Consider the following 14,381-nt stretch of genomic DNA (forward strand, 5'->3'; position numbering starts at 1 on the left):
GCTCAGCGCCCGTTTCGGCATTGCACGCGCCGATTGGCGGCAGGCCGTGGAAGCCTGCTGCGCGGCAAGGGCTGCCGGCTGATTACTTGAGATTGGACTGGCGCACCGCCGCGATGTTGCGGCGATACCAGTCGAAGGCTTCGGCAAAGCCTGCTTCCAGCGCGATCCGCGCCCGCCAGCCCATGGCATGCAAGCGGCTGCTATCCATCATCTTGCGCGGGCTGCCATCGGGCTTGCTGGCATCCAGCCGCAACTCACCCTGCCAGCCGGAAATCCGCGCGATCATGCGGGCCAGATCGGCAATCGAAATCTCCTGCCCGCTGCCGACATTGATATGCTCGTAGCCGGAATAATGCTGGGTGAGGAAGATCAGCGCATCGGCCAGATCGTCCACATGCATGAATTCGCGCAGCGGTTTGCCGCTGCCCCAGATATCCACCACCGGCCTGTTCTCCAGCGCCGCAGCATGGAAGCGTGCGATCAGCGCGGCAGCCACATGGCTATGCTCGGGGTGGAAATTGTCGCCCGGGCCATAAAGATTGGTGGGCATGGCAGAGATGAAATCGCGGCCATGCTGCTTGCGATAGGCCTGGCATAATTTGATGCCGGCGATCTTGGCCACGGCATACCATTCGTTGGTCGGCTCCAGCGGCCCGGTCAGCAGCGCATCCTCGCGCATCGGCTGTTCGGCCAGGCGCGGATAGATGCAGGATGAGCCCAGGAAAATCAGCTTCTTCACATCGCATTGATGCGCGGCCTGGATGATATTGGTTTCCAGCACCAGGTTGTCGTAGAGAAAATTCACCGGGAAGCTGTTATTGGCATTGATACCGCCCACGGTGGCCGCCGCCACGAACACCACATCCGGCTTGTTGGCGGCCATCCAGGCTTCCACATCGGCCTGCCGGCGCAGATCCAGCGTGGCGCGATCGACGGTGAGGATATCGCAGCCTTCGCTGCCCAGCCGCCGCACGATGGCAGAGCCCACCATGCCGCGATGCCCCGCCACCCAGACCCGACGGCCAGATAAACTGAAAGCCTGCTGCGCTGTATTCATCTGACCCTCGCCGCCCATCGCCGGAACCGATACTCCGGCCTTGCTTACCCGTATGAACCCGCTTCGACAAGGCCGATCAATGCTATCCTAGGGCCAGCGCCGCGCTATAATGCCGCCATGAGCCATTCGCCCGCCGACCGCACTTTGATCGATTTGAGCCCGGGCGAGGCCATGCATCCGAATATCAAGCGGCTCTATGAGCATTGGCGCGCTCTGGCGCCGGATCGGCCACTGCCCGGCCGGCAGCATATCGATCCGCTGAATTTCCCCGATCTACTGCCTGGAATCTGGCTGCTGCAAGTAGAGCGCGATCCGTTGCGTTTCCGCTATCGACTGGCCGGCACCAATATCGTTGAGGTTGCCGGTCACGAGGTGACCGGGCTTTATATGGAAGAAGCACATCCGCAGATCAAAAACCAACCCAACGCCCTGGCCCGCTATATCAACGCCGCGAAAAATGGCCGGCCGAGCCGACGCAAAGGCAAGGCCACGCTCTGGCAGCATAAGGATTTCCACCTGATCGAGAACCTGCTGCTGCCGCTGGCCAAGGATGGCGAGACCGTGGACATGATCCTGGTCTATACGCAGCTCTATACTGAGTAACACCCCATGCCGGCCGTAAGCGTGCTGATCGTGAACTACAATGCCGGACCGTATCTGGCGGCCTGCCTGTCTGCCTTGGCGCGCCAGAGCCTGACGGATTTCGAAGCCATTGTGCTGGATAACGGCTCGACCGACGATTCCTTTGCCCAGGCCCAGGCCGCCATTGCAGGGGATGCGCGTTTCCGCCTTCAGGCAATGGGCCGCAATCTGGGTTTCGCCGCCGGCAACAACCATGCCGCCAGCCTGGCCCAGGCGCCCTGGCTGGCCCTGCTGAATCCCGACGCTTTTGCCGAACCCGACTGGCTGGCCGAGTTGCTGGCCGCCACGCAACGCCATCCCGATGTGGCGATGTTCGGCTCGCAGCAGATCGATGCCCGCGATCCAGCCAGGCTCGATGGCGCCGGCGACCGTTATTTCGCCCCCGGCTTTGCCTGGCGCGGCGGCTATGGCTGGCCGGCGGATACGGCATTGCGCGAGGGCGAGGTATTCTCGCCTTGCGCGGCAGCGGCATTGTATCGCGCCGATGCCTTTCGGGCCGCTGGCGGTTTCGACGAAGATTTCTTCTGCTACGTGGAAGACGTGGACTTGGCTTTCCGCCTGCGCCTGATGGGCCAGCGGACGATCCAGCTCGTCTCCGCCAAGGTGCGGCATCTCGGCAGCGCCACATCCGGCGGCAAAGACTCGCCCTTCGCGCGCTATCACGGCATGCGCAATTCGCTATGGTGTTTCACCAAGAACATGCCCGGCCCGTTATTTTGGCCTTTGCTGCCGCTCTGCTGCTGCGCACTGTTATATCTTTGGCTGCGCAACATTCAGAAAGGCACCGCCTTGCCATTCTGGCAAGGTATTCGCGATGCCCTGCGCGGCCTGCCCGGGGCCTGGGCGAAGCGCCGCCGGATCCAGGCGACCCGCACCGCCTCTGCAAGTGCGATAGCCGTCACACTCACGTGGAATCCCTTCGAATATATGCGTCGCGCACCCGCCAACCGGCATTAGCGCCCTGGACTGAAACGCGCCTGCCGCTTTAGCATCGCTCCACCCGCAAAAGCAGTTTTTGGCCGGGTGGAGGTTTGCATGTCTGTGTCGCGACTGGGTGGCTATAAGGCGATGATCCGGCCCATTCTGCTGGCCTCCGCCCTTATCGGACTGAGCGTACCGGCCTTGATTACATCCGCCGAAGCGCAGCGGCGCCAGGTCATCGGCGATGCTCCCGGCGGCTATAAAGGCGGCGGCCCGCAGCGGCCAGCACAGGAAACCGCTGTACCGCCAGATGGCCAGACTCAAACAAATCAAAATCAGCCTGCGAATCAAAATCAGGGCCCGAGCGATACCAGCGTGGAGCGCCTGCTGGATGGCAGTCTGGGCGATCCAGCCAAACTGGCCGAGGCTCAGCGCAAGAGCGAGGAACAACCACCGGCCAGCACCGATCCCAGCAGGCTGAGCACATTCTATTTCGAACGCGGCCTGGCTCGCATGGTGATCGGACAATACACCAACGCGATTGCCGATTTCAGGCAGGCGGCCGAACAGGCCGAGCAGGGCCGCAACCTGGAAGCCGGCTATATCTGGACCGAGTTGGCTATCGCCTACAAAATGGCGGCCCGCCCGGCCTCGGCCTTCCTGGCCGGGCAGAAAGCCATCGAAACCGCACGCTCGCCCACGCCACCCCGCCTGTCGGTGCTGAACGCGCATCTGGTCACCTATGCCAGTGCCATCGGCGAGCTGGCCGTCGCCGAAAAGGCGCTGGCGGCCGTGAAGGACGCCGCCGCCTCGCCGCGCCAGGGCGGCGGCCAGGGCCAGGTGGTGATCCAGATGTCGCTGTTGCGCGCCGAAGCGGATCTGCTGGAGGCGCGTGGCAAATATACCGAGGCGGAACCGCTGCGACGGCAGGCCATCGGCATGACGATGCGCTTTCCGCATCTCAAGGGCATGCCTGAAATCAGCCGCTTGATGGCCCTGAGCCAGAATCTGATGATGCAGGGCCGCATGGGCGATGCCGAAGTGGTCACGCGCCGGGCGCTGATCAGCGTGCAGCAGCAATTCGGGCAGAACAGCTTCTACGTAGCGCATGTGTTGCAGCGCCTGGCCAATATCCTGATCGAACAGGGACGCCTGGCCGATGCCGAAGCCTTGGCCAACCGCTCCCAGCAAATCGCCCAGAGCAACAGCACGCAAAGCACCGGCGGCCTGTTTGCCAATCTCTATGCCGCCCAAGGCCGCTGGCGGGAAGCCGCCGAACGATACGATGCCGTGCGCAAGCTGCGGTCGGCTGAGGATTTCGAGGCCTTCGCCAGCAACAACCCGAATTACGCCCTGGTGATGGTGAAGGCCGGCCGCGCCGCCGAGGTGCTGCGGCGGCTTGAACATCTGCTGGATACGAACCGGCAATTGCTGGGCGACAAGCATGCCGAAACCGCCGAAACCCGCGGCCTGCTGGCCATGGCATTGGTGGAAGCCGGCCAGACCGACCGTGCCTTGAGCGAATTCGCCGCCGCTATTCCGATCCTCACCCAGGCCTCGCGCGCCGCCGAAAGCGATGATGGGCAATCCGCGCGCGACATGCGCCAGCGCGCCATCATCGAGGCCTATATCGATCTGCTGATGCGCCGCCATGGCGCCGGTCAGCCGTTGCCTTCCGGCATCGACGCCGTGGCGGAAAGCTTCCGGTTGGCGGAAGCGGCACGCGGCCGCGATGTGCAACGCGCGCTTGCCGCCTCGGCCACCCGCGCTGCGGCCGGCAATCCGGCCCTGGCCGATCTGGTGCGCAATCTGCAGGATGCTGAAAAGCAGATTGCGGCATTGAATGCCGCGCTGGCGAATGCCATCAGTGCCCGAGCGGATGGTCAGAATCCCAATACCACCGCCGATCTGCGCCGACGCATCGATGGCCTGCGCGACATGCGTGGCGGGTTGGCCGCGCGGCTTGAACGCGAGTTCCCGGATTTCGCCGCGCTGCTCAATCCGAAACCGGCGGATGTTGCCGCCATGCGCAAGGCATTGCGGCCGGGCGAAACCCTGGTTTCGTTTTATGTCGGCGACAAAGCCACCTATATATGGGCGATCGGTAGCAATGGCAGTACCAGCTTCCACATGAGCCCGCTGGGCCGCATCGAATTGGCCAGCCTTGTGAGCAAGCTGCGCACCAGCCTGGAGCCCAATGCGGATAGCGTGGCCGGCATACCTGCTTTCGACACGGCCATCGCCCACCGCCTGTATGCCGAGTTGTTGGCGCCGCTGGGCGCTCCGGTCAGCACGGCGCAACACTTGCTCACCGTGCCGCATGGCCCGCTGGGGCAATTGCCGCTGGGCCTGCTGATAACCGAAGCCACGCCCATGCCATCGTCATCGCCGGGCAACCAGGCCTTCACCGGCTATCGCGGCCTGCCCTGGCTGATCCGCAAGATGGCGGTTACGCAATTACCCGCCGCCGCCTCGCTCGGCACGCTGCGCGCCCTGCCGCCCGGCGCTCCTGATCGCCAGGCCTTCATCGGCTATGGCGATCCCTGGTTCAACAACCAGCAAGCCAGCGAGGCCGCAAGCAGCCAACTGGCCATGCGCGGCGCCAAGTTGAAGCTGCGCAGCGCGCCCAGCAATGTGAAGGCAACCGATGCGAATGCGGTCAGCCTGAATGCCGGCATCAGCCTGAAGGATCTGCCGCGCCTGCCTGAAACCGCCGACGAAGTGCGCAACATCGCCGGCGTGCTGCTGGCCGATGCCGGCAGCGGCAGCCGCCTGGGCAAACAGGCTTCGCGCAGCGCGGTGAAAGCCGCCGACCTGTCGCATCAGCGCGTCATCATGTTCGCCACCCATGGCCTGATCCCCGGCGAGTTGGAGGGCCTGGACCAGCCCGCGCTGGCGCTGAGCGCGCCGGATGTAACTGGCCAGCCGGATGACGGCCTGCTCACGGCGGCGGATATTCTGGGCCTGAAGCTGAATGCCGATTGGGTGGTGCTGTCGGCCTGCAACACGGCAGCCGGATCGGGCGCGGGCAGCGAAGCCATATCTGGCCTGGGCCGCGCTTTCTTCTATGCCGGCACGCGGGCGCTGCTGGTATCGAACTGGCCGGTGGAAACCACGTCGGCCGCCGCGCTGACCACCGAATTGTTCCGCCGCCAAGCAGGTGAGCCAGGTCTGAGCCGCGCCGAAGCCCTGCGCCAAGCCATGCTGAACCTGATCGACAAAGGCGGCAATGCGGATTTCAGCTATGCACACCCGATCTTCTGGGCGCCCTTCTCGCTGGTGGGCGACGGCGCCTGAACATCGTTCTGCGCGGGTTACTTCTCGGTCAGGTCGCTCACGCCATCCCAACCGAGCGGCGGTTTCGCCGCGCACCGTTTGGCGAAGGCAACAGCCGCCGGATCGTTGGGTAAGGCCAGAAAGCCGCGTTCGGCCGCTGCGAAATCGCCTTGACGCCACAGCGCCAGCGCCGCGGCAAAGGCGGCTGCATTGCGCGGATCGTCTGCCCGCAACCGGCCGGCGCGCGCCAGCGGCTCATACAGGGAAACCGGAGCATCGCGGCCCAGCACGCGCACACGATCGATCTCGCGGAACAGGATCGCATCGCCGCAAGCCGCGCGCGTGCTGTCGCTCACCAATATTCGGGTGCCGAACATCTTGTTGGCGCCCTCCAGCCTCGACGCCAGATTCACCGCATCGCCCATGGCTGTGTAATTGAAGCGGCGCGGCGAACCGATATTGCCGATCAGTACCGGCCCGGTATTCAACCCGATACGGATATGGATCGGCGCATTCTGGCCCAGGCGGAAGCCTTTCTGTTCGCGCAGCACCCGATCCATATGCAGGGCGGCGCGCACCGCATGCTGGGCATGCTTGCCATCATTCAACGGCGCGCCGAACACCGCCACCACGGCATCGCCGACGAATTTATCGACAAAGCCGCCATGCTCTTCGACGATGGCGGTCATGGCCGCGAAATACTCATTCAGCGCCGCCACCAGTTCCGCCGGGCTCAGCGCTTCGGAAGCCTTGGTGAAACCGGCAATGTCGGAAAACAGCACCGTCACCGCGCGCTGTTCGCCGCCGAGCGCCGGCGGCTTACCCTCGTCGATCATGCGGTCGATCACCGGGCGCGGCAGGTAAAGCGCAAAGGCCTGGCGCAATGCGCGCTTGTCGCGGTCTGCCAGGGTAAAGCGATAAGCCACCAGCAACACATAGCCCAGCAGCATTGCCGCCAGGCCATTGAGCAACGGCAGCACCCAGCCGGCGTTGAAGGCAACCAGCGCAATCGCCGCCCAGAGCAGCGCCGCAACAAGGCTTGCCAGCGCGGCCCGCAGCGGCGGCAACAACAGGATGGCCAACGCCGCCGCCAGCACGGCCAGCAGGATCGCGGCAAACGCCATCGGCAGGGATGGCTGGCGCAGGGCATCGCCGCGCAACAGGTTGTTCACCGCCGTGGCATGGATGAAAACACCGGGGATGCTGTCGCGCCGCAGATCGCTGCGGATCAGTTCGGGCATCGGCGGCAAGGTACAGCGCGGCGCGGCACCCGCAGCTTCCGGCTGGGTGGCCCAGCGCATGGATGTGAGCTTGCGATCCTCCACATCCGCCGCCACGCCGATCAACACCACCTTGTCCTTGAAGTGGCGGGCGAAATATTCGGCATGATTGCCATCCGCGCAGGCCAGCAGATCGGCCAGCGAATAAGCCGGTATGGCACCGGGCCGGGTATCGAAACGCAGCAGAATGGATTCGCCGCCCGACAGCGCCGGCGCACCTTTTCGCGCGGCCAGTTCCGCAGCCATGGCGGGCTGCGGCGCCAATGTGCCGTCAGCATTGCGCCAGAGAAAATGCAACGGATGGCGGCGGATCACACCGTCATCGTCTTCCAGCGCATTGAGCAGGCGGATATTGCGATCCTGGCCCACGGCGATGCGCTGACCGGCATGGGGCTCGATCGGCTTGGCCTGATGCTGCACCCGGCCCAGCACCACGCGGCCCTGGCGCGCGGCATCGCGCAGGGTCAGCAGGAAAGGCCGCTCCATGCCGGGCACGAAATTTTCCATCGAACTGGGTAGCACGATGTCGAAGCCCACCACGCTGGCGCCGCCATCCAGCACGGCCTTCATCACCTGCGCCAGTTCGGGTGTCCACAACACTGTGGGCTTGTCGGCGAAAGGTGGCCGGCGATGGGTTTCCTCATCCAGCGCGATCACCACGGCAGGGCTTTCAGGAGCCCGATCAGACAGCAGCGGCCGCTGCAATGCATAAAGCACATCGATGCCCAAATCCTGCAGGCCATTCAGGGCCGGGCTGGCAAACAGCAAAGCCGCCAGCATGCTGGCGGCCAGGCCGGACAGCCAATCCCGGCGCCAATTCCGGGCGCTGAGCATGTTCAGAAGCGGACCAGACGGCTGAGCGGCGGCAGGCTATCCGCCTTGGCGGCGGGATCGATGCGGAACACCACGGCCTGTTGGCCGGCTTCGGCGCGATACAATCCACCGGCGGCCAACTGGATGCCCAGTTTCTGCAAATCGGCGGCACGGCCTGCCGGCAGGTCGCGCGGCGCCTCGGCGGCATCCAGGCGGGTCAGCCGGATCGGCCCGGCGGCCTCCGGACGCAGCAGCGGCGACAGACTGGTCAAGGTGAGCGCGGCTTCAGGCAGGTTGCTGGCAGCGCCCTTGGCCGGGGATTTGCGAAACACCATGGCGGCACTCTTGCCGGCCTGGGCCTGGCTGAGCTGCGCGCTGCCCTGGCAGGGCACCTTGCTGCGTTTCAGCTTGGTTTCGTCGGCGGTGGAACGCTCGGTGCCGATCACCACACGACCGCCGCGAATTTCTTCCTGCACGCAACTGGCCATGTAACCGATCACCAGCCATTGCCCGGGCTTGAGTTCGATCACGCGGCCGGGTTCGAGATAATCCATCGCGCCGGGATCGCTGAGATCGGGCGAAGCATCCTCCACCAAAGCCGCAGGTGCAGCCCAGGCGGCGGATATGTTGAGAGACAGAATCAAAGCGAATGCGGCAATCTGGATTCGGCTGTACATCGTGTCCTCACTGCGATGAAGACAGCATACACCCGGCGCGGGGTTTTGCCATTGCCGCCCAGCTCTTGTCCGGTAGTGGCCGTCACGTTTAATGCAGGATCAGGCCAGAAAGGCGCTTTCCGCGAAAGCCGCCAGGCGCTCGGCGGCCTGGGCCACGCTCAACTTGCCGGTATTGAGCTCCAACTCCGGCTGCTCGGGCGCTTCGTAAGCCGCCGACACGCCGGTGAAATTGGCGATCTCGCCGGCGAAAGCGCGTTTATACAGCCCTTTCGGGTCGCGCTGCCGGCAGGTATCGAGGTCGGCGCTGACGTAAATCTCCTTGAACCCCTCGCCGACGATGCCGCGCACCCGGGCGCGTTCGGCACGCATCGGCGAAATCGCCGCCACCAGCACGATCAGCCCGGCATCGGCCATCAGCTTGGCCACCTCGGCCAACCGGCGCATATTCTCGGCGCGGGCCTCCGGCGTGAACCCGAGGTCGCTGTTCAGGCCATGGCGCACATTGTCGCCATCCAGCACATAAACCTGCCGGCCGCGCGCGAAAAGCTGCTGCATCGCGGCCATCGCCACGGTGGATTTTCCGGCTGCCGACAGGCCGGTGAGCCACAGCACGCCGCCCCGATGGCCATTCAACCGTGCGCGATCGGCAAAGGTAACGCTGGTATCCACCTTGGTGATATCGGCCAGCGCACCGCCCTCGGCGGATTCCACCACGAAGCCGGCCACGATATGGAAATTGCGCGTCAGCACCCCGCGCCCGGTGCGCGGCAGGGTTTCGTAGATATCCAGCGCCAACGGCTTGCGGGCGCGCAGCACCACGCGGGCCACACCGTTGCGCTCCACATGGTCGGCTGCGGCAGGCCGCAAGGTTTCCACGTCGATCACTTCTTCGATGGTTTCCACCAGCGCATCCACCTCGGCGGTGCCGAGTTTGAGCGTCAGGCGCTGGCCGGCCTTGAGCGGTTCCTTATCGAGCCAGAACAGCCGCGCCAGAATGCGGCTGCCTTCCTGCGGCGGTTGATCGGTGCCGCTGGCCAAGCTGCCGCGTTCCACGAACACATCTTCGTCCATGGTGAAAGCGATGCTTTCGCCGGCATTCGCCTCCAGCGGCGGCTGCGCACCCTTCCAGGCTTCCAGGCTGGCTACCCGGGCCTCGCGGCCGCCAGGCGTGAAGCGCAGCCGGTCGCCCAGCTTGAGGCTGCCGCTTTCGATACGGCCGACGATCACCCGCTTGTCGTCGATGCGATACAGATCCTGGATCGGCAGCCGCAGCGGCTGATCGCCCAGGGCGGCGCGGGCCGGGAAGGCGTCCAGCGCCTCAAGCAAAGTTAGGCCCTGATACCACGGCAGAAGCTGGCCGCGCTCGGCGATATTGTCGCCCTGCTTGGCCGAGACCGGCACGATGGCGGCGGCCTGGATGCCGATGCCGGCGAGATAGCCGCGCACATCCTCGGCCACCGCCTTGAAGCGCGCGGCGTCGTAGCCGATCAGGTCGATCTTGTTCACCGCTACCGCCACCTGGCGCAACCCCAGTAGATGCAGCAGATAGGCATGGCGGCGGGTCTGCTCGGCCAGCCCTTGGGCGGCATCCACCACCAGGATCGCGGCATCGGCCTGGGCCGCGCCGGTGACCATATTTTTCAGGAATTCCTTATGCCCGGGCGCGTCGATGATCACATAGCGGCGCTGAGCGGTGTGGAACCAGATTTGCGTGGTATCCACCGTGATGCCCTGATCGCGCTCTACCTGCAAAGCATCCAGCAGGAAGGACCATTCGAATTCCAGCCCGCGCTTTTCCGATACCGCACGCAGTTGCTCCACCTTGCCATTGGGCAAAGCGCCAGTTTCATGCAGCAAACGCCCCACCAGCGTCGACTTGCCATGGTCTACATGGCCGACGATCACGATGGGAAAGGCGCGGCTGCGCTGGGTGGCGGCGGCGGCCTTGATGCGGTCTGTCAGGTTCACGGAAGCGATGCTTTCACATATACCCGGCTACGCGCAACCGCTCGAAGGCATCTTCGCTGTCGTGGTCCATGGCGCGGCCGGCCCGTTCCGGCTCGCGGGTCACTTCCAGCTCGGCGATCACCTGCTCGATATCGCCGGCCTGGCTGTCGATCGGAAAAGTGATACCGATCTCGCCCAGCGACCGGAACCGCTTGCCCTCGCGGGCGAAATACAGCGGCACCACCGGGATATTCTCGCGCTGGATATAGCGCCACACATCCAGCTCGGTCCAATGCAGCAGCGGATGGATGCGCATATGCACGCCGGGCGGCAATTCCGATGAGAAATGATCCCACAGCTCCGGCGGCTGGTCGCGGAAATCCCAGGCGCCGTCTTCCGAACGCGGGCTGAATACGCGCTCCTTGGCGCGGGTGGCCTGCTCGTCGCGGCGGATACCGGCGATCACGCCATTGAGCTGGTATTTCTCGATGGCTTCCTTCAGGCCCAGCGTCTTGCGCGCGGCGATGCGGGAATTATGCGGCAAAGTGGGATCGGTAGCCTCCAGCGGCGGGCAGGCATCCTTGATCAGCTCCAGGCCCCATTCATCGGCATAGCGGTCGCGGAAGGCATAGGTCTCGGGAAATTCCAGCCCGGTATCCAGATGCATCACCGGAAACGGCACCCGGCCCAGAAAGGCCTTCTTGGCCAGCCAGATCATCACATTGGAATCCTTGCCCAGCGACCACAGCATCGCCAGAGGCTTAATGCGGCTGTAAGCCTCGCGCAGGATGTAGATGCTCTGGGCTTCCAGCCAATCGAGATCGTCGCTCATGATACCACACTAATCCAACGTCTTATTCTTCTTTAAAGCCAGGGAAAGGTAAAGACTCGCCTAACCCGGGCCTGCCTAAATTGGTGTGAATGCCGCATTCGGTCTTATCCCGGCCCTGCCAACGGCCCGAACGAGCATCTCTACCGGGAACGGCCGGGGTCGAACAGGGCGCGCAACCGATCGAGGCATAGCCCTCCGCCACCAACGGATGGGCGGGCAGATCATGGCGGGCCATATAACCGGCCAGATACTGCGGCCCCCAACCGGCCAGCGGATTGAACTTCACCCGGCCCTCGGCATCCGCTTCACGCAAGGCGATACCGGCGCGTTCTGCGGTCTGGAACCGTTTGCGGCCATTGATCCAGGCTGCGAAGGGCGCCAGGCCGCGCCGCAGCGGCTCGACTTTGCGCAGGAAGCAGCAGGCATCGGCATCGCGGAACCACAGCGTGCCATCGCCATCGTGATTGTTCAGCACGGCCGGATCGGGCCGCAGCACACGCAGATCGCTCAGGCGCAAACGCTTCGCCAGCGCATCGCGATAGGCCAGCGTCTGGTCGAACAGCTTACCGGTATCCAGGAACAGCACCGGCGTTGCCGGATCGATGGCCGCCACCATATGCAGCAGCACGGCAGCCTCGGCCCCGAAAGACGATACCAACGCGATACGGCCCTTGAATTCGCCGCGTATGGCCTGCTCAAGCAGAGCCTGGGCAGATTCTTCCAGGGCGATTTCCTCTGCGCCGACTGCAATCTCGATATCGGCCAGAGCTATGCTCACGCAGCGCTCCGATTATCCAGCCGGCGGGCCAGGCGCTGCTGCAGGATGGTGGCGCGGCCATCGCCAGTGGGCTGATGGAACAGCGTCATCTCGGCCAGTGCGGCGCGAAATACCTCGGCGGCATCAGGGCGCGCTATCTCATAGGCATCGAAGCCGCTGCGATGCATGAACAGCAATTGATCGCGCAGCACATTGCCGGTGGCACGCAACTGGCCGGAAAAACCATAACGCTCGCGCAGCAGGCGGGCCTGGCTATAGGCGCGGCCATCGGTGTATTTCGGGAAGACCAGCGCGATGGCCGATAGATGCGGCAGGTCATCGGCGATGGCTTTCGGATCGGCATCGTTGGGCAGCACCACGCCGATGGGCTGATTGCGGCCGCGCAACGTGTCGCGTTCCGCCTGCCAGCGCGCCAGGCTGACGAAGACCGCGCCGGTGGAGGGCAGCGGCGCCTCGTCGCTCAGATAGCCCCAATCCTCGGGCACCACCTCGCCGTTTTTAATGAGCGGCATAGACCTTCTCCTTGAACGGCGCCAAACCGACGCGGCGATAGGTATCGAGGAAGCGTTCTTCCGGCTGGCGCAGGCTGAGATAGGTTTCCACCAGCGTATCCACCGCATCCACGGTGGCTTCGGTATCCAGCGACGGGCCGAGCAGATCGCCCAGGGCGGCATCGTCGGAAGCCGATCCGCCCAGGGTGAGCTGATAGAATTCCTGCCCGGCCTTATCCACGCCAAGGATGCCGATATGCCCCACATGGTGATGACCGCAGGCATTGATGCAGCCGGAAATCTTGATCTTCAATTCGCCGATCCTCTCGGCGCGCTGCCAGTTGTTGAAACGCAGCGCGATGGATTGCGCCAGCGGGATCGAGCGCGCATTGGCCAGCGCGCAATAATCCAGCCCCGGGCAGGCGATGATATCGGAGATCAGGCCGATATTCGCACTGGCCAGGCCATGGGCGGCCAGGCCACGCCAGACCTCCGGCAGGTCTGCCACCGCCACATGGGGCAGCACCAGATTCTGCTCATGCGTCACGCGGATTTCGCCCAAGGAAAACCGCTCGGCCAGGTCGGCCACGGCATCCATCTGTTCGGCGGTGGCATCGCCCGGCGGCTGGCCTTCGCTTTTCAACGAGATGGTGACGATGGCATAGCCCGGCTGCTTATGCTTGGCCACATTGCGCGCATGCCAGCGCGCGAAATCGATATTGCCGCGCAAAGCCTCAAGAAAAGCCGCTGGCCGCGTTGGGCGCTCCGGGTAATGCGGCGGTGCGAAGTGTGCGGCGATTTGCGCAATCGCCTCAGCCGGCAGACGCAGATCGCCATCCTTGATCGCAGCCCATTCTTCCTCCACCTCGCGCCGATACGCCTCGATGCCCAGTTCCTGCACCAGGATCTTGATCCGCGCCTTGTAGATGTTGTCGCGCCGGCCATAGCGGTTATAGACCCGCAGGGCGGCTTCCAGATAGCTGAGCAGATGCTGCTTGGGCAGGAATTTGCGCAGGGTCTTGCCGATGATGGGCGTGCGGCCCATGCCGCCGCCCACGATCACCTCGAAACCCACCTCGTCTTGTGCATTCTTCACCATGCGCAGGCCGATATCATGCACGCGCACGGCGGCACGGTCGTTCGGCGAGCCGGTGACGGCGATCTTGAACTTGCGCGGCAGGAAAGCGAATTCCGGGTGGAAGGTGGACCATTGCCGGATGATCTCGCACCATACGCGCGGATCCTCGATCTCATCGGCAGCCACGCCAGCGAATTGATCCGACGTGGTGTTGCGAATGCAATTGCCCGAAGTCTGGTTGGCATGCAGGCCCACTTCCGCCAGCACCGCCAGGGCATCGGGGGCCTGTTCCAGCTTGATCCAGTTGAACTGGATATTCTGCCGCGTGGTGAAATGCCCCCAGCCGCGATCGAAGCGGCGCGCAATCACACCGAGCTGGCGCATCTGCGTGGATGACACCGTGCCGTAGGGAATCGCCACCCGCAGCATATAGGCATGCAATTGCAGATACAGGCCGTTCTGCAAACGCAGCGGCTTGAATTCGTCCTCACTCAACTCACCGCTGATGCGGCGCGCCACCTGGCCGCGGAATTGCGCCACGCGTTCGGCCACCAACTGAGTATCGAAATCATCATAGGCATACATGGCG

Annotated in this window: 11 protein-coding genes; 3 read left to right on the forward strand and 8 right to left on the reverse strand. The window is 64.2% G+C overall.

From position 1 onward, the window contains the following. Positions 1-82 precede the first annotated feature (82 nt). On the reverse strand, positions 83-1,057 hold the full coding sequence (locus KF827_RS10105; RefSeq protein ID WP_291004390.1) for a GDP-L-fucose synthase: 975 nt from the start codon (positions 1,055-1,057) through the stop codon (positions 83-85). A gap of 117 nt (positions 1,058-1,174) precedes the next feature. Between KF827_RS10105 and KF827_RS10110 the strand changes: the two genes are divergently transcribed. From KF827_RS10110 to KF827_RS10120, 3 genes are all read left to right on the forward strand, one after another. After that, on the forward strand, positions 1,175-1,660 hold the full coding sequence (locus KF827_RS10110) for a PAS domain-containing protein (protein WP_291004393.1): 486 nt from the start codon (positions 1,175-1,177) through the stop codon (positions 1,658-1,660). Between the two features lie 6 nt (positions 1,661-1,666). Further along, the gene (locus tag KF827_RS10115; protein WP_291004396.1) at positions 1,667-2,656 is read left to right on the forward strand and encodes a glycosyltransferase family 2 protein; all 990 of its coding nucleotides are present in this window, start codon (positions 1,667-1,669) and stop codon (positions 2,654-2,656) included. A 78-nt stretch (positions 2,657-2,734) separates the two neighbouring features. Beyond that, complete coding sequence (locus tag KF827_RS10120; protein WP_291004398.1) at positions 2,735-5,917, forward strand: CHAT domain-containing protein; 3,183 nt, start codon at positions 2,735-2,737, stop codon at positions 5,915-5,917. Between the two features lie 17 nt (positions 5,918-5,934). Here the strand turns inward: KF827_RS10120 and KF827_RS10125 are convergent, their stop codons facing one another. The 7 genes from KF827_RS10125 to KF827_RS10155 all read right to left on the reverse strand — a co-directional run bounded on the left by KF827_RS10125 (position 5,935) and on the right by KF827_RS10155 (position 14,377). Then, positions 5,935-8,010, reverse strand: coding sequence for an adenylate/guanylate cyclase domain-containing protein (locus KF827_RS10125; RefSeq protein ID WP_291004401.1), 2,076 nt, complete (start codon positions 8,008-8,010; stop codon positions 5,935-5,937). A 2-nt stretch (positions 8,011-8,012) separates the two neighbouring features. Continuing rightward, complete coding sequence (locus tag KF827_RS10130; RefSeq protein WP_291004404.1) at positions 8,013-8,666, reverse strand: hypothetical protein; 654 nt, start codon at positions 8,664-8,666, stop codon at positions 8,013-8,015. Between the two features lie 99 nt (positions 8,667-8,765). Further along, positions 8,766-10,634 (reverse strand): adenylyl-sulfate kinase, encoded by a 1,869-nt coding sequence (gene cysC, locus KF827_RS10135; RefSeq protein WP_291004407.1) that lies wholly within the window; start codon positions 10,632-10,634, stop codon positions 8,766-8,768. A gap of 13 nt (positions 10,635-10,647) precedes the next feature. Next, the gene (gene cysD / locus KF827_RS10140; protein ID WP_291004410.1) at positions 10,648-11,445 is read right to left on the reverse strand and encodes a sulfate adenylyltransferase subunit CysD; all 798 of its coding nucleotides are present in this window, start codon (positions 11,443-11,445) and stop codon (positions 10,648-10,650) included. A 22-nt stretch (positions 11,446-11,467) separates the two neighbouring features. Continuing rightward, positions 11,468-12,223 (reverse strand): phosphoadenylyl-sulfate reductase, encoded by a 756-nt coding sequence (locus tag KF827_RS10145; protein WP_367273135.1) that lies wholly within the window; start codon positions 12,221-12,223, stop codon positions 11,468-11,470. Next, positions 12,220-12,735 (reverse strand): DUF934 domain-containing protein, encoded by a 516-nt coding sequence (locus KF827_RS10150; protein WP_291004413.1) that lies wholly within the window; start codon positions 12,733-12,735, stop codon positions 12,220-12,222. The genes KF827_RS10145 and KF827_RS10150 overlap by 4 nt, the downstream gene beginning before the upstream one ends. Further along, the gene (locus tag KF827_RS10155) at positions 12,722-14,377 is read right to left on the reverse strand and encodes a nitrite/sulfite reductase (protein WP_291004416.1); all 1,656 of its coding nucleotides are present in this window, start codon (positions 14,375-14,377) and stop codon (positions 12,722-12,724) included. Before KF827_RS10155 ends, KF827_RS10150 begins: the two co-directional genes overlap by 14 nt. Between the last annotated feature and the right edge of the window lie 4 nt (positions 14,378-14,381).

This window comes from Ferrovibrio sp., from assembly GCF_019636075.1.
Taxonomy (GTDB): domain Bacteria; phylum Pseudomonadota; class Alphaproteobacteria; order Ferrovibrionales; family Ferrovibrionaceae; genus Ferrovibrio.

What these genes read in the sequence shown, in the direction of transcription:
- KF827_RS10105 (WP_291004390.1), bottom strand. Translation starts at nt 1,057, where the DNA reads ATGAATACAGCGCAGCAGGCTTTCAGTTTATCTGGCCGTCGGGTCTGG.
- KF827_RS10110 (WP_291004393.1), top strand. Translation starts at nt 1,175, where the DNA reads ATGAGCCATTCGCCCGCCGACCGCACTTTGATCGATTTGAGCCCGGGC.
- KF827_RS10115 (WP_291004396.1), top strand. Translation starts at nt 1,667, where the DNA reads ATGCCGGCCGTAAGCGTGCTGATCGTGAACTACAATGCCGGACCGTAT.
- KF827_RS10120 (WP_291004398.1), top strand. Translation starts at nt 2,735, where the DNA reads ATGTCTGTGTCGCGACTGGGTGGCTATAAGGCGATGATCCGGCCCATT.
- KF827_RS10125 (WP_291004401.1), bottom strand. Translation starts at nt 8,010, where the DNA reads ATGCTCAGCGCCCGGAATTGGCGCCGGGATTGGCTGTCCGGCCTGGCC.
- KF827_RS10130 (WP_291004404.1), bottom strand. Translation starts at nt 8,666, where the DNA reads ATGTACAGCCGAATCCAGATTGCCGCATTCGCTTTGATTCTGTCTCTC.
- cysD (WP_291004410.1), bottom strand. Translation starts at nt 11,445, where the DNA reads ATGAGCGACGATCTCGATTGGCTGGAAGCCCAGAGCATCTACATCCTG.
- KF827_RS10150 (WP_291004413.1), bottom strand. Translation starts at nt 12,735, where the DNA reads ATGCCGCTCATTAAAAACGGCGAGGTGGTGCCCGAGGATTGGGGCTAT.
- KF827_RS10155 (WP_291004416.1), bottom strand. Translation starts at nt 14,377, where the DNA reads ATGTATGCCTATGATGATTTCGATACTCAGTTGGTGGCCGAACGCGTG.